The organism is Pseudomonas tremae (assembly GCF_001401155.1).
In the GTDB taxonomy this organism is placed as follows: Bacteria; Pseudomonadota; Gammaproteobacteria; order Pseudomonadales; family Pseudomonadaceae; genus Aquipseudomonas; species Aquipseudomonas tremae.
Map to the genome: position 1 here is coordinate 54,213 of NZ_LJRO01000031.1, position 17,521 is coordinate 71,733.

At 58.8% G+C, this 17,521-nt stretch carries 14 protein-coding genes; 5 read left to right on the top strand and 9 right to left on the bottom strand.

The window, feature by feature from the left end; genetic code table 11:
• The 5 genes from ALO43_RS01830 to ALO43_RS01850 all read right to left on the bottom strand — a co-directional run bounded on the left by ALO43_RS01830 (position 1) and on the right by ALO43_RS01850 (position 6,986).
• Complete coding sequence (locus tag ALO43_RS01830; RefSeq protein ID WP_005890438.1) at positions 1-1,179, bottom strand: glycosyltransferase; 1,179 nt, start codon at positions 1,177-1,179, stop codon at positions 1-3.
• The gene (locus ALO43_RS01835; RefSeq protein WP_005890439.1) at positions 1,179-3,170 is read right to left on the bottom strand and encodes an exopolysaccharide transport family protein; all 1,992 of its coding nucleotides are present in this window, start codon (positions 3,168-3,170) and stop codon (positions 1,179-1,181) included. Before ALO43_RS01835 ends, ALO43_RS01830 begins: the two co-directional genes overlap by 1 nt.
• A gap of 17 nt (positions 3,171-3,187) precedes the next feature.
• Positions 3,188-3,964 carry a polysaccharide biosynthesis/export family protein gene (locus ALO43_RS01840; RefSeq protein ID WP_042932289.1) on the bottom strand — a complete coding sequence of 259 codons (777 nt, stop codon included), beginning with the start codon at positions 3,962-3,964 and terminating at the stop codon, positions 3,188-3,190.
• A gap of 128 nt (positions 3,965-4,092) precedes the next feature.
• Positions 4,093-5,550, bottom strand: coding sequence for a mannose-1-phosphate guanylyltransferase/mannose-6-phosphate isomerase (locus ALO43_RS01845; RefSeq protein ID WP_054997027.1), 1,458 nt, complete (start codon positions 5,548-5,550; stop codon positions 4,093-4,095).
• Complete coding sequence (locus tag ALO43_RS01850; protein WP_005890443.1) at positions 5,550-6,986, bottom strand: undecaprenyl-phosphate glucose phosphotransferase; 1,437 nt, start codon at positions 6,984-6,986, stop codon at positions 5,550-5,552. The genes ALO43_RS01845 and ALO43_RS01850 overlap by 1 nt, the downstream gene beginning before the upstream one ends.
• A gap of 520 nt (positions 6,987-7,506) precedes the next feature.
• Here ALO43_RS01850 and yegS point away from each other — a divergent pair.
• Entirely contained in the window at positions 7,507-8,424 is a 918-nt protein-coding gene (gene yegS / locus ALO43_RS01855; RefSeq protein WP_053479664.1) for a lipid kinase YegS, read from the top strand.
• On the opposite strand, the gene ALO43_RS01860 is transcribed toward yegS, so the two are convergent.
• Together ALO43_RS01860 and ALO43_RS01865 are read right to left on the bottom strand one after the other, a co-directional pair.
• A complete protein-coding gene (locus ALO43_RS01860; RefSeq protein ID WP_053932438.1) occupies positions 8,408-9,070 on the bottom strand; it encodes a response regulator in 663 nt (220 codons plus the stop codon). The two genes, yegS and ALO43_RS01860, sit on opposite strands and share 17 nt — an antisense overlap.
• Positions 9,071-9,206: 136 nt before the next feature.
• Positions 9,207-9,635: a hypothetical protein gene (locus tag ALO43_RS01865; RefSeq protein WP_024671032.1), complete on the bottom strand. Its 429-nt coding sequence runs from the start codon at positions 9,633-9,635 to the stop codon at positions 9,207-9,209.
• Positions 9,636-10,083: 448 nt separating this feature from the next.
• Between ALO43_RS01865 and ALO43_RS01870 the strand changes: the two genes are divergently transcribed.
• Both ALO43_RS01870 and ALO43_RS01875 read left to right on the top strand, forming a co-directional pair.
• The gene (locus ALO43_RS01870; protein ID WP_005890451.1) at positions 10,084-11,010 is read left to right on the top strand and encodes a chemotaxis protein CheV; all 927 of its coding nucleotides are present in this window, start codon (positions 10,084-10,086) and stop codon (positions 11,008-11,010) included.
• 101 nt (positions 11,011-11,111) lie between these two features.
• The gene (locus ALO43_RS01875) at positions 11,112-11,921 is read left to right on the top strand and encodes an MOSC domain-containing protein (protein WP_024671031.1); all 810 of its coding nucleotides are present in this window, start codon (positions 11,112-11,114) and stop codon (positions 11,919-11,921) included.
• A 52-nt stretch (positions 11,922-11,973) separates the two neighbouring features.
• Here ALO43_RS01875 and ALO43_RS01880 read toward each other — a convergent pair whose 3' ends face one another.
• Positions 11,974-13,902, bottom strand: a complete 1,929-nt coding sequence (locus tag ALO43_RS01880; protein WP_024671030.1) for a transglycosylase SLT domain-containing protein — start codon at positions 13,900-13,902, stop codon at positions 11,974-11,976.
• Between the two features lie 205 nt (positions 13,903-14,107).
• On the opposite strand from ALO43_RS01880, the gene ALO43_RS01885 reads away from it, so the two are divergent.
• The gene (locus tag ALO43_RS01885) at positions 14,108-16,018 is read left to right on the top strand and encodes an ATP-binding cassette domain-containing protein (RefSeq protein ID WP_054997028.1); all 1,911 of its coding nucleotides are present in this window, start codon (positions 14,108-14,110) and stop codon (positions 16,016-16,018) included.
• Positions 16,019-16,085: 67 nt separating this feature from the next.
• Here the strand turns inward: ALO43_RS01885 and ALO43_RS01890 are convergent, their stop codons facing one another.
• Complete coding sequence (locus ALO43_RS01890) at positions 16,086-16,526, bottom strand: universal stress protein (protein WP_024689753.1); 441 nt, start codon at positions 16,524-16,526, stop codon at positions 16,086-16,088.
• 129 nt (positions 16,527-16,655) lie between these two features.
• On the opposite strand from ALO43_RS01890, the gene ALO43_RS01895 reads away from it, so the two are divergent.
• The gene (locus ALO43_RS01895) at positions 16,656-17,093 is read left to right on the top strand and encodes a hypothetical protein (protein WP_024671027.1); all 438 of its coding nucleotides are present in this window, start codon (positions 16,656-16,658) and stop codon (positions 17,091-17,093) included.
• Positions 17,094-17,521: the final 428 nt, after the last annotated feature.

Consider the following 17,521-nt stretch of genomic DNA (forward strand, 5'->3'; position numbering starts at 1 on the left):
TCACTTCTCCTCGCAGGCTTGGCGGAAGACGTCCCGGAAATGTTCGGCGGTATGACTCCAGACCCGGGCCTCGCCCATGCGCGAGGCGTTCACTGCCCATTGCTGGATCATTTCGGGCGATGCGCAGACACGCGCCAGGGCACTGGCCAGGCATTCGACATCACCCTGAGGATAGATCGTGCCGTTGCCGTGCGAGACTTCTTCGGCAAATGAACGTGCATCCGAGGTGATGACGCCTCTGCCGCAGGCCACTGCCCATGACAACGCGCCGCTGGTGCCGCGCAGTTTGCCGAGAATCTTCAGTTTGCTTGATTCGCGATAGGGCAGCACCATCACATGATGAGCCTGAATGACCTGCGCGATCTGCTCGGCAGGCAAGTCCAGTTGCCAGTCGATCAGGTCGACGAGGCCCAACTGGCGAATACGCGTACGCAGTTGCTCCAGGTAACTGCCGGACTGGCCGAATGCCATTTCCGGCTCGCTGCCGCCCGCCAGGGTCAGGCGTACCGTTGAACGCAGTGCGGGCTGTGAAGTGAACACACTGGCCAGCGCGTCCAGCAGGTCCTCTATGCCCTTGCCGCGATAGATGAAACCGAAGTACAGCAGGCGCAAAGGCTTCATCGGCGGCAATGGGGCCGACGCAATCGCCACGTTGCCGTGATGGATCACAACCATTTGCGCTGGCTTGAGGCCCATGCGCTGACGCAGGCTTTGACTGCCTGCCTGTGTCAGGGTCACCAGCCGGGTCATGTGCCTTGCCAGCTGTCGCTCTTCATGTAGGCACAGCGGGTCGGCCAGCACTGTGGCCATCTCCGGCAGAGGTGAACGCATACCGCTGGCGATCGACAGTGGCCAGGGAAGCTTTTCGCGGCGCCAGACCAGTCGTTCAGGGTCATGTACGGTCGCGGTCAGCGGCAGCTTCGGGAAGCGCCGGCGCAGGGCGCGCAAGGCCTGGAACTCCGCCAGTCTTCCACCCCCCAGTTCGGCATGGACCAGATCCACGCTGCTCCAGTCCGTGTCAGCCACCCGCTGTTCTGCGGCGCGAGGATCATTGCCTACCCCTTGCAGCGGCGTACTGATCTGCAGTCCCAGAGCTTCCAGCGCCTGGCGCAGATGCCCGGCATAGTCAGCGATGCCGTTCTGCTCGGGCGGCAGCGGTGCCAGCAGCGCGATTCTCATCAGCCTCGACTCCCGAACCGCTTGAGGAACTTCAGCACGCGTTCCGGCACTTCGAAACGGCGCCGGTTGACGATGATGCCGTCGACCTTCTTGAAGGCGGTATTGAGATTGTTCAGTGTGTCCTCGAGCATCGGCACGGTGGTTTCTTCGGCACGCACCACCAGTACGATCAGATCAGCCTTGCGCAGCAGCACGAAAGCGTCCTGATTAGCGGACAGTGCCGAGGCGTTGATCAGCACGATTTCACCCGGGCTGGCAGGGCTGCGCCCTTCAGTGCGGACTTGATGGCCCTGCTCGACCAGCAACGTGCGCAGCCGCTCGATCACGAAGGCCACACCCGCGCCCGACTTGACCGAAGTAAAGCCGAGGGTCAGGCCCTGTCCGTCGACCTGATCCAGCGGCAGGATTCCGTAAACACGGTGCAGGTTGGAGGTAAAGGCAGCGCTGCGTTCCTGCGCGCGCTCCAGATCTGGCAGGCTGGTCCAGACCGGCACGCCAAAGCTGCTCTCGATCTTGTCGCCGTCATGGATGCGCTGATCCAGCAGGTAGAAGAAGTACAACGCCAGCGCGCCCACCACAACGCTCAACGGAAACGCCAGTAGCAGCATCAACAGGCTTTTCGGAAAGACCCGGCTGGGGTTGAACGTTGCCTCTTCAATGGTTGCGATGTTGCTGATCTGGCTGTTGTCCAGCTCGCGGTCGATGCGGGATTTTTCCAGACTGTCCTTGTACAGCGCGTAGCTTTTTTCCGAGGCATCCAGCTCGTTCTGCAGGCGTGAAAGCTCTGGCTCCAGATTCAGCGCCTGCTGGCGATCGTTTTCCAGTTGAGCGATTTGTGCATTCTGCTGCGCAAGCTGGGTTTGCAGGCGTGCGTAGCTGGTCTGCTGATCGGCGTAGACGTTCTGCATGCGGTTGTAGATAGGGTTGGGCGTGATGCTTTCGGAGCGCTGAACAGTTGCCTCCTGCCCGTTGAGCAGTTTCTTGAGGTTATCGATTTCCTCATTGATCGCCCGAATCGGTGGCGCCTGGTCCTTGAACGAGCGGAGCATTTCCTGGCGCTCCACTTCCTTGCCATTGATGCGGTTCTGCAAGTCCTGGCGATTGGGGTTGAGCGCCAGCTCGCGTCCGGCGGAGACGGTCTTGGGCTGCTCGGACAGCTGCTTTTTCAGCAGGTCCAGGCCTGCCTTGGTCGAGGCGATGGAGCGCGTTGTATTGTTGCGTTCGGTGCGCAGGTCGTTGAGCCCCTGAGACGTATCGGCCAGTCGCTGGGAAATACTGACTGCGCTGAGCTGGTTCAGGTAGTTCTGAATCTGCTTCTTGTATTCGATGATGTTCTCACCGGTGGTCTTCACTTCCGCTTCGTAGAACGCATACAGGCTGACCCGGCCAAGGGTCTTGGTGCGCTGCGACTGATATTCATCGATCCACGTCTTGAGCACTGTTTGTGCCGTGGCGGGGTCGTTCCAGGTAAAGGTCAGTTCCATTACCGAGGAACCAGGCTCATGACGGACCTTGAAGTTCTTTTCCAGGTCTTCGGCCAGCCGCTCGACCTGCGAGCGGTGTTCCACCAGACCGATGAATTGGAGGACGCTGCGCACGCCGTTGACGACGCCCCCGACGACTGCCTTGACGCCGTTCTTTATCGATGCCAGCACGCCGGTTTCAGGGGGTGCCATTGACAGCTCCGCCAGGTACTTCTCGGACACTGCGCGCATGATCGGTCGGCCGCTGAGCATGCGCTCTTCGTCGAGCAGCGGGTCACGCAGGCCGCTGGGTATGACGATGGCCTGACGGTCGGAAAGCTCGATAGGCACAGTGCTGCTGTCGCGGCCGGGCTTGACCAGCAGCAGAGCTGTTGATTCATAGCGATTGGGCAGCAGAAAGGCGCCCAGCAGAATAATGACGAAGGTCGCCAGCACGGTAATCTTGACTTCGCGCTTGAAGATAAAGAACAGGCGCAGCAGGTCGCGGAATGAGCGGATGTTGATCATGTCTGTATCCCTGACAATTAATTGTTATTGCGCAACTCGTAGTTCATGCCCAGCCCGATCGACTTCGCGAAGGGAATCAGCTGGTTGAAATACAGGGACACGCCGTCCACCTTGTTGCCGACCGATGATTTGGGAACAAACACTATGTCGCCGCGTTTCAGCAGTACCGGCGCGGTTGGGCCTCCGGCATCTGCCCAGAGGAACTTGCTGTAGTCGAAAAAGTAGGTCTTGTAGAGCCCGTTCTCTTCCTGACGCAGCAGTGCAACCCGACCGGCATCTGCGTCCAGCGCGACCCCGCCTGCGCCGAGGATGGCCTGATTGAGATTGGTGGCCACGTTGATCGGCAGCGTGACCGAATTGCGCACGGCGCCGCCCACGAACACGGTATTGCCCGGCGACTGAGAAATATTGATGGTCAGTGCCGTCTCGCGGTAGACAGTCTGCAGCTTGCTTTCCAGCAGGTCATTCAATTGCTGTAGCGTCAGGCCGGCCGCTTTTACCGTACCGATGTAGGGGTAGGAAAAAGTGCCGTCATTGAGCACCTGGAACAAGGTCAACTCATAGATGGAGTTGGCCGTGAACGCCGAAATCGACGGCGCCTCGCCACTGTTGCGCACAATGCGCAGCGTGTCGCCAGGACGAATGCGTTCCGGCGGCAGCGGTTTACCCGCCAACGCGCGCCCGGCCGCCTGGCCCGCCTCGATTTGCGCACGATCGTCCGGCAAGCCGACCCGCGACGGGGTGTTGCACGCACTCACCAGCAAAAGGCTGGCAATCAGCATCATGCTTCTCATTGTTCCTGAACTCCTGTCATGCACAAATACGGCTCCCTTGCGGGTAATAAACTCATGATGGCGGGTACTGCATTACGTAAGCGTCGTGATTCAAATTTACTTGATCGGTGCAAACTGCCTGCGGTCGCTCAGCCTTTGGCGGGTTTTTCCGGCACCCGGCCATAGATGTCGGTAAACCGCACAATGTCGTCCTCGCCCAGGTATTCGCCGCTCTGGACTTCAATCATCACCAAATCGATGACTCCCGGATTAACCAGCCGGTGAGTGAAGCCCGGTTTGATGAACGTCGACTCGTTGGTGTCGAGCATGAATTCCCGCTCGCCGTTGGTCACAGTGGCCATGCCGCTGACCACGATCCAGTGTTCGCTGCGATGGTGATGCATCTGTAATGACAGCGAAGCTCTGGGGCGCACCACGATGCGTTTGATCTTGAAGCGCTTGCCTTCTTCAAGCACCGTGTAGGTGCCCCACGGGCGGGTTACGGTTCGGTGCAGGCGGTAGGCATCATGCCCTTGACGCTTTAGTTCCTGAGCGATGATCTTGACGTCCTGACTGCGGCGACCGTCGGCGATCAACAGCGCGTCGGGGGTGTCGATAATGATCAGATTGTCGAGGCCGACCGCACCTACCAGCCGTTTTCGCGAATCGATGTAACAGTTGGTGACGTCATGCAGCACGGTTTCGCCGTTGCAATAGTTGCCCTGTGCATCGACGGGCGACAGTTCGCGCACGGCCTGCCAGGAGCCGATGTCGCTCCAGCCCAGTTGGCAGGGCACCACCGCCACCTTGTCGGAGCGCTCCATCAAGGCGTAGTCGATGGAGATGTCGGGTGCCAGGGCAAACGAATCGCTGTCCAGCTCGATCTGCAATTCGCGATCGCCTTCCTTGCGCTGGCTTGACGCCAGGCATGCACTGACAGCGTTCAGCACCTCGGGGGCATGAGCGCGCATTTCACGCAGTACGGCGTCGGCGCGCATGCAGAACATGCCGGCGTTCCAGAAGTGCAGGCCTCCATCGACATAAGCCTGAGCAGTGGCTGCGTCGGGTTTTTCGACGAAACGTGCCACCTGACAGCCGTCGTTGCCCAGCGCCGGGCCTTTTTCGATGTAACCGAAACCGGTTTCGGGCGCGGTGGGCAGAATACCGAACGTCACCAGCCAGCCGTCGGCAGCAAGTGCCTGAGCCGCCGCCACGGCGCGGGCAAACGCCGCAACGTCGGTGATCAGATGATCAGCCGGCAACACCAGCAATTGCGCATCGTCGCCGTACAGCTCGCTCACGTGCAGTGCAGCCGCAGCAACAGCTGCGGCGGTATTGCGGCCAAAGGGCTCGAGGATGAAGTCCAGACGTGCCTTGCCTTTGTTCAGCTGCCGGTAGTCGTCGACCGTGCGGAAATACACTTCACGATTGGTGACGGTCAGAAGACGATCGACACCGGGCAGACCGACCGCGCGCAAAAAGGTCTTCTGCAGCAGGCTTTCGCCATCGGGAAGGCGCATGAACGGCTTGGGCATGGCTTCCCGCGAGACAGGCCACAGGCGGGTGCCGGAGCCGCCGGCGATGATGCAGGGAATGAGTGTGCTCATCAGAAAGCCTCGCGAGTGAATAGCACTGCAGGCACAGTGCGCATGAGGATGTACAGGTCGAACCAGACTGACCAGTTTTCTATGTACTCAAGGTCGAACTCGACCCTTTTTTCGATTTTTTCTACTGTGTCGGTTTCGCCACGATAGCCGTTGATCTGCGCCAGGCCGGTAATCCCGGGTTTGACGCGGTGCCGCGATGTGTACTCTTTCACCGCCTGTTCGAAAAGAATCCCGGCAGCCTTGGTGGCGGTCGCATGTGGACGCGGCCCCACCATCGACATGCTGCCTGCCGCCACATTGAACAATTGCGGCAGTTCATCAAGGCTGGTCTTGCGAATGAAGCGCCCGACCCGGGTGACTCTGGCGTCGCCTCGGGTGGTCTGTTGTTCGGCTGTTGCGTCAGCCTGGTGCTGATGCATGGAGCGAAACTTGAACACCTCGATCAGGCGATTGTTATAGCCATAGCGCTTCTGGCGGAAAAACACCGGCCCTGGCGAGTCGAGCTTTATGGCCATCGCGACCAGCAGCATGACCGGCGACAGAGCCAGCAGGGCCAGAGACGACAGGACAATGTCCTCGGCACGCTTGATGAAGGGCGACCAGCCGTTGAGCGGAACGTCCGAGGCGTTGAACATCGGTAGCCGGGCCACTTCGGTAATGCGGTTGTGGGTGTGTCGGAAAGCAATCATGTCTGGCACCAGCAACACATTGACCGGCAGCCTGCGCAGTTCGCGAATGATGTAATCCATACGGTTTTCAGCCGTCCAGGGCAGGGCGACCAGCACCTGGGTTACCTTCTCTTCGCGAATCAAACGCTCCAGATCGCTGGTGTTGCCCAGCATCGGCAGGTTGGCGACGGTCTTGGGCAGGCGTCCGATACGATCGTCGATAAAACCGATCACGCCCGAGCGAATGTCCTGATGTTCAAGGAGGTATTCGGCAAGACGCTGCCCGTTTTCAGTCGCGCCCAGAATGACCGCATGTTGCAGGAAGAAGCCTTTGCGCATCTGGCGCTTGAACAGTGTCAGCAGCAACAGGCGAATGACGCCGAACAACGCAAGGCTGGTCAGGTACCAGATCAGCAGCTCTTCATTGGAGAGGTAACCGAACAACCCCATGGCCTGTTGCATGAACAGCAGCAGGCCGAATGCTGCGGTCCAGGCGATCGCCATTGCCCGCATGCGTAAATCGTTGCTGAACAGGGCCTCTGAGTAGACCCCCATGGCTTGAAACACCAGCACGCCGACACTGCCGAAAAACAGCAGCATGGTCAGGTAAGTCTGTGGCGTCTGCAGGCCACTGTCCTTCATGAGCAACATGATCGCCAGCCCCGGCAGAATGCAGGCAATGCCGTGGGCTAACCGAATGCCGAACAGAAAATATTCGACCAGACTGGTGCGGGTGAGCGAAAGACTGTCGACTGGCTGCAACCTCATAGATCTTCCTTACTCCCTGTAGGCGTCAGAACCCTGCTGGTTCTGAACGTGCTCTGATGGCTGCGCGCAGCTTGCAGATAAGTATCTCTTTGCCATCACTGCTCCAGCTTAGCCAGTTACCGGTCGCTGCGATGAAGGATTCGGTCTGTCTTTTGTGAATATCACTTTAGTTATGTCGTCCAGAGCCGAATTTTATTTAAGACTTTTCAGTGATTTGTAGATGAAAACCTCTTCAAATGGATGGTTCTGTTGTCAGTAAAGCTCATGAAAAAAATACTGCTGTAACTAAATCGGTCCAATTCAGTTGCGACGTGTGAGACAGGAGCCTCCAAGGTCGGGCACATCAGCCATTCAAAGGGGCAGATTTTTTGAGGGAGATTGAAAATTATATGAAACCGACGGGCCTTTTCGCCTTGTCCGGGGTCACAATCATGCGCCGGGCAAAATGCGTCCCGACGCACAATCGTAAAAGAGCGTCGCTCACAGGCTTTAATCCGGACGGTTCGGCAGGGGAGGTGTCATGACACAACGCAGGGCAATGCTCATTCTTCACGGCAAACAGGCGCTCAATGAAGAGGTGCGCGATGCGGTCGCAGACAAGCGCAAGCAGGGCTGGGAGCTGGATGTACGCGTGACCTGGGAGGCAGGCGATGCCGAGCGTCTGGTCGGTGAAGCGCTGGCTGCGGGGCACAGGCATATAGTGGCTGGTGGCGGCGACGGTACGCTTCGTGACATCGCAGAAGCCTTGGCGTTGGCAGATATCAAAGCCAGCCTGACTATCCTGCCTCTTGGCACTGCCAATGACTTTGCCCGTGCTGCCGGCGTGCCACTCGAAGTGGCGAAAGCGCTGAAACTGATGGATGTCGAGCCCCGCGCCGTTGACCTGGGGGAAGTGGGCGGCAAGCTGTTCCTCAATATGGCGACAGGCGGTTTTGGCAGTCAGGTGACGGCCAACACCTCCGAAGACCTCAAGAAAGTACTGGGCGGCGCAGCCTATCTGTTTACCGGACTGACGCGCTTCAGCGAGCTGCACGCTGCTCATGGCGAGTTGACCGGGCCGGACTTTCACTGGCGCGGCGATCTGCTCGCGCTGGGCATCGGCAACGGTCGCCAGGCGGGCGGCGGACACGAACTGTGTCCGACTGCGTTGGCCGATGATGGCTTGCTGGACATCAGCATACTGCCAGCGCCTCAGGAAGTGGTGGGTACGCTCAGAAGTCTGCTCGAGGGTGGTCTCGGCTTTGACAACATGTTCATCCGCGCACGTCTGCCCTGGGTCGAACTCAAGTCTGCCCAGGGGCTGGATATCAATCTGGACGGCGAGCCGTTGTCCGGTGAAGACCTGCGCTTCGAGGCGCGACCGGCAGCGCTGCAGGTTCATCTACCAGCGGACTCACCCTTGCTGAGCAACGTAGCGGGTCTCAATCGTCCAGACTGATGATCCGTTCCCGAACACAAAACAGTACCAGCCCGGCGACATCGAAGATCTGCAGACGCTTCATGATCTGGGACCGATGGGTTTCGACGGTCTTTATGCTCAGGCCCAGGCCGCTGGCCATTTCGCGTGTCGATTTGCCGCGAACGATCAGTCGCAGTATTTCAAGTTGGCGCGCGGTGAGGTTATGCCGCTCTTTCGCTTCGATGGCCCTGTTCGATCGAGTGCCGCGCGTGGCACGCTTGACGACGGTGTGGGCGATGGCAGGGCTCAGGTAGCGCTCGCCCGAGCGCAGCGCATCCAGTGCCTGCTCGAGTTCGGCGGCGGTGGTGTCCTTGAGCAGATAGCCGCAAGCGCCCAGCTCTAGTGCGCGCATGATCATCGCCGTATCAGTGTGCATCGAAAGAACCAGGACTTTGCACTGCGGTTGCACACTCAACAGTTGTTCGAGTGCGTCGAGGCCGTCGACGTTCTTCATCCAGATGTCGAGCAGTACGATGTCGGGCTGGAGGCATTGCGCCAGGCTCGACAGCTGCGCACCGTCAGATGCTTCGCCCACGACAGCGTAGCCCGGAATATCCGCAACCAGCGCTCGCACGCCGGCTCTGATCAGTGAGTGATCGTCGACCAGTAACAGATTGCAGGTCATGGTGGCTCTTGCGTAGATAGGCCCGCTGAGGTCATTCCTTCGTCAAACATCAAGACAATGGACGGAAATGTCCTGTATGACAATAGCGCTTGCGGGCAATGCAACAACACGGTCGGCCCGTGAGTCGCATCAAATGCTATCGGCGGGTAGTACCTGCCGGCGCCTGTGGCGTGGACAAGCCAGCCAATTGGTCAAGAAGCTCGAGTTGTTCGTTGTTGTCCATCGTCAACTCGCCGGTCTGCGGATCGAGTAGCTCGACTTGCCATGAAATCAGCGTAAGGCAGTTCTTGACCGTGCGCAGTGTTTCCTGCGACAGCTCGCTGGTCTGGCTGCCGGATTTCAACAGCTGGCACAGCTTGCTTGAAAACTCGGCGATACAGGGCACCGGCGCTGCTTCCGCTTCCCTAGCCAACGTGCGCAGTGTGGTCAGCAGGCAGCCTGTCGCATCCTCGTCGTCGGGGATCATCTCCAGGTGCGACAGGCATTCTTCCGATTTGTAAAGAAGCGCCTGAGATGTGCTCAGAAACTCGTCGTGTTTCTGCTGCCAATCGTTGTTGCTCAGCATCCTTTATCTCCACAGATCATGGATAGCGAACTTCCGCCCGCGGCGAATGGCTGACAGTTAATGTCGATTTCACATGAAAGTATGTAGGGCATTTCCGAATGTCGCCAATTCCGGTCGTGTACTCAGGGTGTAAGGCGGACAAGAATCAGGCTCCGGTCATAAAGTGAGAATTACTTCACGATAGTGGCAATTAGATGGTGATCATATCAGGTTATCCCTGATTGACATTTTATGGGCGTAGCAAGCGTGGCCGTTGTATCTCTACAGAGTGCCTGGCCTTTAGCGCATTGTGTTGCAACATTTGTCGGCGAAGGCTGCCGGGCGGGGAAGCGGTGATGTTATATTGATATCAATTTCTGCGAATGGCCTTCATCGCCATTAAGGTCCGGCCCGTTTCAGCCGATACAGCTTCTATAGACTCATCATGACCATTGCTTCTGGAGCTAAAATGGCAGGCATTCTCGACACAGTAGATCAACGCACACAGCTGGTGGGCGAGAATCGCCTGGAAATCCTCATGTTTCGCCTTGCCGGTCGGCAGTTGTTCGCGATTAACGTGTTCAAGGTCCAGGAAGTGCTGCAACTACCCAAACTGACCCTCATGCCGCAACGTCACTCCTTCGTCTGTGGTGTCGTCAATCTGCGCGGTCAGACCCTTCCGGTGATCGACCTGTCCCAGGCCATCGGCATGCGTCCGCTGGTGCCAGGGCCTGGCAGCACAATTATTGTGACTGAGTACAACCGCTCTGTTCAGGCGTTCCTGGTCGGTGGCGTGGATCGCATCGTTAACATGAACTGGGATGCGATCATGCCGCCACCGGCCAGCGCCGGTCGCCAGCACTACCTGACGGCCATCAGCAAGGTCGATGATCAACTGGTAGAAATCATCGACGTTGAGAAAGTCCTCGCCGAGATCGTGCCCTACAACGCCAAGGTATCCCGCGAGAAGCTTGAAGATCCGGTGCTGGAACACGCACGTGGTCGTGAAGTACTGCTGGTCGATGACTCGAAGGTAGCTCTGTCACAGCTGCGCGATACCCTCTCTCAACTGGGTCTCAAGCTGCACGTGGCCAGTGATGGCTTGAAGGCGTTGAACATGCTCAAGGCCTGGGCAGATGCAGGCGAGAACGTTCAAGAGAAGCTGTTGATGGTGTTTACCGATGCAGAAATGCCGGAAATGGATGGCTATCGTCTGACCACCGAGATTCGCAACGACCCGCGCCTGCGCGCCCTGTACATCGTGCTGCACACCTCGCTGTCCGGAAGCTTCAACGAATCGATGGTCAAGAAGGTCGGCTGCGACAACTTCCTCTCCAAGTTTCAGCCCGACAAGCTGGTCGAAGTGGTGCGCGAGCGTCTCCTGATGATCATCTGAAAACTGCCGGACTGCTGCTCCCGGATGTCTGCCGGTTGCTCTTCGTATAAGCTTTGACGTCAGCATCAAAGCTTATCGAGCCCCTCAAGGAACCGGCCCTCATGTTACGTCTCAGCTCGCTCTACCGTTACCCCCTCAAGTCCTGCAAGCCGGAAACCTTGCAGCGAGCCTCTTTCGATACATTGGGGTTGGCGGGGGATCGGCGCTGGATGCTTGTCGATGAAAGTAACGGTCGATTTTTTACTCAGCGAGCCCTGCCGCAGATGTCGCAGCTTTCAGTGCTGTGGAATGCCAGTGGTGGCGTAACGCTCTCGGCGCCTGATCTCGATCCTCTCGACGTCGCTGTTCCGCAGGACCTCGAAACAAACCTGCGTGGTGTGACGGTCTGGCATGATTCGCTGCAGGTGCCGGATGCAGGTGATGCGGCGGCCGAGTGGGTCAGCCAACTGATCGGCAAGCCCACACGCATGGTGTACATGCCCGTGGAGCGCGCGCGCAGAATGCCGGGGGGCTACGGCCGCGATGACGGGCGCGTGAACTTTGCCGACGGCTTCCCCTTGCTGCTGATCGGCCAGGGCTCGCTGGACGACCTGTCGGCGCGTCTTGGCAGGCCGATGGACATGCGACGCTTCAGGCCCAACCTGGTGGTCGAAGGGGCCGAGGCTTTCGCTGAAGACGGCTGGAAGCGTCTTCGTATCGGCGACATCGAGTTCCGCCTGCTCAAGCCTTGTGCGCGTTGCATCCTGACGACAGTCGATCCGGTCACTGGCGAGCGCAGTCCGGACCGCGAACCGTTTGCGACGCTCAAGACCTATCGGCAAGTAGAGGGCAATGTATTGTTCGGCCAGAACATGGTCAACGAAGGGGTGGGGGAGCTGGAAGTGGGGATGACGGTGGAAGTGCTGGAGTAGGCGCCGACTGCCGGGAACAAGCACTCGTCCGAGTGCTTGTTCCGTGGGCCTGTCAGAGGTCGTCGAAAAACCGCTCGTGCCAGTCGACCAAGGGTTGCGGCGAGTTGAGTTTCTGACCGTAGATCACCGAGTACGACAGCACGTTTTGCACGTATTGACGGGTTTCGTCGAACGGGATGCTTTCAACCCAGACGTCGAAGGCCAGGTGATTGGCACCCTTGAGCCACTGACGCACACGGCCCGGTCCTGCGTTGTAGGCGGCCGAGGCAAGTACGCGGTTGCCATTGAACTGAGCATGTACCGAGCTCAGGTAGGCTGCCCCCAGCTGGATATTGGTGTCCGGGTCCAGAACCTGCTGAGGCGAGGCGAGCGGGATGCTGTACTTGCGCGCGGTTTCCTTCGCGGTCGCAGGCATCAACTGCATCAGCCCTGCAGCGCCGACACCTGAACGTGCATCGTCCATGAACGCGCTTTCCTGGCGAGTGATGGCGAACACCCAGCTGGAATGCAGACCCCTTACTCGCGCTTCACGCACCAGTGTGTCGCGATGCGCCATCGGGAAGCGGATGTCCAGATCATCCCAGTACTGTGCCTGACTGATGGTGCGGATCGCCGGGAAATACCATTGCATGTCGTAGGCCAGTTTGGCCTGTGCGACCATTTCGTCGCGGTTGAACAGGCGGCTGACGTGATACCACTCGCGTCGCCCGTTGACGATCTCGCCGCGGTCGTGAAATTCCAGTGCGCGCCGCACGCCAGGCGTGTTGCGCACCTTGTTTATCAGCGCCTGGCTGAGCACCAGCGGTTTGTTGTTGAGCTGGTACGGGCTCTGGGTGCGATCGGCCGCCAGAAAACCGTAGAAGTCGCGTTCCTTGGCCACATCCTTGTACAGCGCTGCAATCAACGGGCTATTGGGCTGGGCCAGTTCGAGGGAGCGGGCTTCCCAGTAGCGCCAGCGATTGGTGGCTGCGAGGTCCTTGGGCAGTCGCCGCGCCAGCTCGTACGCATCTTCCCAGCGGCCCAGGCGCAGGAGCAGGCGCATACGCCATTCGGTGACCGTATCGTCGCGCAGTTCAGGGTCGTATCGGGTCATGACCTCCAGCGCACGGTCGTCGTAACGACGTGCCAGGGTCAGACCGATTTCCTTGGCAATCTCGACCTGTTCTTCGCGAGAGAAGTGCATGGTCGCCGAGTAGCCATCGAGCATCGACAGAACTTTTTGCGGGTCCTCCTTTGCCAGGCGACGCAGACCTAGACCAACCACATCGGACATCGCTTCGTCCACGGGCGCGAACTGCGACGGGTTGTTGACCATCTCCGGTTTCTGGGCGACAGCCAGTAACAGGCGACCCTGTGGGGCCAGCGAATTGAGGCTGTTGACCAGCGTGGTCGCCAGGCTGTAGTTACGCGCCTGGGCGGCCAGTTTGGCCCGCTGCCAGCGCTTTTGTTCGGTCAACTGGCCCGCTGCCGCCCACTGGGCGAAAAACCCGTCACACGCCGCCGGCAGTGTCTTGCCGGTCATCCAGAGCTTTTCGGCACTGGCATAGCCTTCGGCGCGTTTATTATTGTTCAACTGGTATTGCCCATACAGGCAGTCAAGTTCGACGAACTTCATTTTAGGGTCGTAGTACTTGACGAAGGGCTGCCAGTCGCCACGCTCGGCCAGCCAGCGCAACCAGCGCAGCTTCATCCAGTTGGCCTGGGGCAGGTCGCCATGTTCGGCGAGAAACTTCTCGATCTCGGCATTGCTTGCCGTTTTCAGGCGTGCCGTCAGCTCATCGTATTCAAGATACGGCTCCAGCGGATAGTCGGCCAATGCCGTGCTGTACATCTGGTAGGGGCCCGAATCGCCCTTGGCCAGTGCGCGCTTTGCTTCGTCATAATACTTGCGTTGCTGGTTGAGGTCTGCCGCATGAGCAGTCTGGACGGCGGTGGCGGAGAGGAGCAGGCACGATAAAAAGCTGAACAAACGACTGCGCATGAGACTTCCGAACAGATGAGTCGGTGAAAAGTATGGCTAGCTTAGCCTTTTGCCAGCTCTTGGTGAAAGCATTGCCGACAAGCTTGACTCATGTAGACATAATTGCCGTTTATAAAGGTGTCACCGATATCGACACGCGTACCGCGAATGCCGACATCCGCATGCTATCTCAGGTAGAATGCGCGCCCGGTTTTTGGAGAAGCTCATGACCCTGCTCAAATTCAGCGATGTGTCCCTTGCCTTCGGCGCCATGCCGTTACTGGACAGGGTGTCCTGGCAGATCGCCCGTGGCGAGCGGGTGTGCATCATCGGCCGCAACGGCACAGGCAAATCCAGCATGTTGAAGCTGGTAAAAGGCGTTCAAAAGCCTGACGACGGCGCTGTCTGGCGCGCACCCGGCCTAAAGATCGGCGAATTGCCCCAGGAATTGCCAGTGGCCGACGGACGGACAGTGTTCGACGTCGTGGCCGAAGGTCTCGATGGCGTCGGTGCGTTGCTCGCCGAATACCACCATCTGGCGCAGAACTGCGTCACCGAGGAAGACCTGAACAAGCTTATGCACGTTCAGCAAGACCTCGAAGCCCGCGATGGCTGGCGCCTGCAGCAACTGGTCGACAGCACGCTGAGCCGTCTGCAGTTACCTGCCGACAAGACACTGGCCGAGCTGTCGGGTGGCTGGCGTCGTCGTGTTCTGCTGGCTCAGGCACTGGTTTCCGAGCCAGACCTGCTGCTGCTCGACGAACCGACCAACCACCTGGATATCGGTGCCATTGCCTGGCTTGAAGAAGCCCTCAAGGAATTCCAGGGTGCCGTGCTGTTCATCACGCACGACCGGGCATTCCTGCAAAACCTCGCGACACGCATTCTTGAGCTGGACCGCGGCGGCCTGATCGACTGGAACGGTGACTACGCCAGCTTCCTCGTTCACAAGGAAGCCGCACTGGCTGCCGAAGAGACTGCCAATGCGCTCTTCGACAAACGTCTGGCTCAGGAAGAAGTCTGGATTCGTCAGGGGATCAAGGCCCGTCGTACCCGTAACGAAGGCCGTGTGCGTGCGCTTAAGGAGTTGCGTGTAGAGCGCAGCGAGCGTCGTGAGCGTACCGGCAAGGCCAATATCCAGCTCGACACTGCCGAAAAATCCGGCAAGCAGGTCATGATTCTGGAAAACGTCAGCTTCGCTCACCCGGGCGGGCCGACCCTGATCAAGGACTTTTCGATGGTCTTGCAGCGCGAGGACCGTATCGGTCTGCTCGGCGCCAACGGCACCGGCAAGACCACGCTGCTCAAGCTGATGCTCGACAACCTGCAGCCAACTGCCGGCAAGGTTGAAGTGGGTACGCGTCTGGACGTCGCCTATTTCGACCAGTTGCGTCACCAGCTCGATCTGGAAAAGACCGTCATCGATAACGTCGCCGAAGGTCGCGACTTCATCGATATCGATGGCCAGAGCCGTCACGTGCTGAGCTACCTCGGCGATTTCCTGTTCAGCCCGCAGCGTGCCCGCACGCCGGTCAAGGCGCTGTCTGGTGGCGAGCGTGCCCGTCTGCTGCTGGCCAAGTTGTTCAGCAAGCCGGCCAACCTGCTGGTACTCGACGAACCGACCAACGACCTCGATGTAGAAACCCTCGAGCTGCTGGAAGAAGTGCTGCTGACCTTCAAGGGTACGGTTCTGATGGTCAGTCACGACCGGGCATTCCTCGACAACGTCGTCACCAGCACGCTGGTGTTCGAAGGCGAAGGCAAGGTTCGCGAGTACGTGGGCGGTTATCAGGACTGGCTGCGTCAGGGCGGTTCACCGCGTCTGCTGGGGGTTGCCGACACCAAGTCCGGCAAGGCCGAGCTGGCGAGCGCTGTGGTGCAGGCAGCACCGGTGGCGGCTCAGGAGATGCCGGTCGCGAAGAAGAAGCTCAGCTACAAGCTTCAGCGTGAGCTTGAGGCATTGCCTGCGCAGATTGATGAGGTAGAGGGCAAGATTGCTGTGCTCAATGCCGAAATGGCCGAGCCGGGCTTCTATCAGCGTTCTTCCGAGCAGACCGCAGCGGTACTTGCCCAGCTGGAAAACCTGCAGGCCGAGCTGGACAAGTTGCTGGAGCGTTGGGCAGAACTGGACGAGTGATCGTCTGATTCGCTTATGCAAGACAGAAAGCCCGGGTAACCGGGCTTTTCGTTATGGCGATCTCAGATCATTCAGCCTTCTTGAGGCTGACTGCCAGTACGTCGCACGGGGCACCGTGCAGCACGTCGTTGGCGGTGGAGCCAAGCAGCAGGGCCAGACCGTGACGACCGTGGCTGCCGACGACGATCAGGTCACAGCCCTGGCTCTTGGCCAAGCGGTGGATTTCCTGACGTGGCTGACCAAACACCAGATGGCTTTGATCGTCTTTTATCTGTGGGTACTTGAGCTTGAGCTTTCCCAGTTTTTCCTTGGCCTGATCGATCTGTTGCTGCTGCAGCTGCGACAGGTCCATAGGGACGTCGCCGCCGAATGCCATCGCTATCGGTTCGACGATGTGCACCACCGAGAACTTTGCGCCGCTGGCATCAGCCAGCATGCTGGCGCGACGGATAACCGGGTCACACTCATCAGTAAGGTCAATGGCAACCACAATGTGTTGGTAAGGCATGAGGGTGTCCTCCGGGAGAATTGCGATGGTGGGAGTATGGCTCTTTCATGGGCATCTGGGCAGACCCTTGTGCAAGTCATTGTTTTTGAATTGTTATAAAGAGCCGGGAATCGGGCGAGGGAAAGAAATATGACGGTCTGGATCGTCTTGTCAATCATCGGTGTGATGTTGAGCCCTTTGGTGTGGCTGCGTCCATCACGCCATCAGAGCGGCAGAATGGCGCTGCGCATGGAGGCGCGACGTCTTGGCATGGGCATGCAGTTGACGCCTCAAGAGTGGCCGCACTGGTTGTCTAAAGAGCCGCCAAGCCCCTGCGCCCAGTACCATCGACCGCGCCTGGGAACTCGCGCAGATGCGTGGGTGTACTGGCAGAGCGAGCCGGGCGTCTGGCGCAATCGCTGGCGCGAAGCCTGCGAGGACGAGCGTCTATTGCCGCATCTGACGACGCTGCCTGTTGATGTGTTCAAGGTCGAGGCGGACGGGCAAATGATTGCGGCTTACTGGGCCGAGCGGGGCGAGTCGGAGGTCTTGCTGCGTATCGATGCGGTTCTCAAGGCACTGGCCTGACCGAATCGCAGGCAATAAAAAGCCCGATAACAACATCGGGCCGGGGTTGGCCAGGCAGGCCGATAATTCGTCGCGCGCCGACATGCTCTTATTGCCATGTCGGGCATCGCTGTTGCGCACCCGCAAATCAGCTGCATTGCGAGCCTCTTATGGCGCAGTGCTGCGACTCTAGACCTTTTGCTTCTTTTTGTCGCGATTCCTGCAACTATTTTTTGCATATGCCCTGTGATGGTGCGATTCAATCTCGCTTATCTCGAGAAACGCGCTGGGTGTGACACTATCACTCCGGCGAATGACGACGAATTGCAGGTTGTCATGGACGTAATCAAGCGCTTGTATATTCCCCCGTATCGGTCATTTTTTGAGTGTTTTGTCGAATTGACAATCACACGGTTTTGCCCGATGGTGTGCGTACCCAAATCAAACGG

Excerpts from the sequence above, each read along its gene's own strand:
- ALO43_RS01885 (WP_054997028.1), top strand. The coding sequence starts at position 14,108 with ATGACCCTGCTCAAATTCAGCGATGTGTCCCTTGCCTTCGGCGCCATG.
- ALO43_RS01875 (WP_024671031.1), top strand. The coding sequence starts at position 11,112 with ATGTTACGTCTCAGCTCGCTCTACCGTTACCCCCTCAAGTCCTGCAAG.
- ALO43_RS01880 (WP_024671030.1), bottom strand. The coding sequence starts at position 13,902 with ATGCGCAGTCGTTTGTTCAGCTTTTTATCGTGCCTGCTCCTCTCCGCC.
- ALO43_RS01830 (WP_005890438.1), bottom strand. The coding sequence starts at position 1,179 with ATGAGAATCGCGCTGCTGGCACCGCTGCCGCCCGAGCAGAACGGCATC.
- ALO43_RS01865 (WP_024671032.1), bottom strand. The coding sequence starts at position 9,635 with ATGCTGAGCAACAACGATTGGCAGCAGAAACACGACGAGTTTCTGAGC.
- ALO43_RS01845 (WP_054997027.1), bottom strand. The coding sequence starts at position 5,550 with ATGAGCACACTCATTCCCTGCATCATCGCCGGCGGCTCCGGCACCCGC.
- ALO43_RS01850 (WP_005890443.1), bottom strand. The coding sequence starts at position 6,986 with ATGAGGTTGCAGCCAGTCGACAGTCTTTCGCTCACCCGCACCAGTCTG.
- ALO43_RS01860 (WP_053932438.1), bottom strand. The coding sequence starts at position 9,070 with ATGACCTGCAATCTGTTACTGGTCGACGATCACTCACTGATCAGAGCC.
- yegS (WP_053479664.1), top strand. The coding sequence starts at position 7,507 with ATGACACAACGCAGGGCAATGCTCATTCTTCACGGCAAACAGGCGCTC.
- ALO43_RS01835 (WP_005890439.1), bottom strand. The coding sequence starts at position 3,170 with ATGATCAACATCCGCTCATTCCGCGACCTGCTGCGCCTGTTCTTTATC.
- ALO43_RS01895 (WP_024671027.1), top strand. The coding sequence starts at position 16,656 with ATGACGGTCTGGATCGTCTTGTCAATCATCGGTGTGATGTTGAGCCCT.
- ALO43_RS01840 (WP_042932289.1), bottom strand. The coding sequence starts at position 3,964 with ATGAGAAGCATGATGCTGATTGCCAGCCTTTTGCTGGTGAGTGCGTGC.
- ALO43_RS01870 (WP_005890451.1), top strand. The coding sequence starts at position 10,084 with ATGGCAGGCATTCTCGACACAGTAGATCAACGCACACAGCTGGTGGGC.
- ALO43_RS01890 (WP_024689753.1), bottom strand. The coding sequence starts at position 16,526 with ATGCCTTACCAACACATTGTGGTTGCCATTGACCTTACTGATGAGTGT.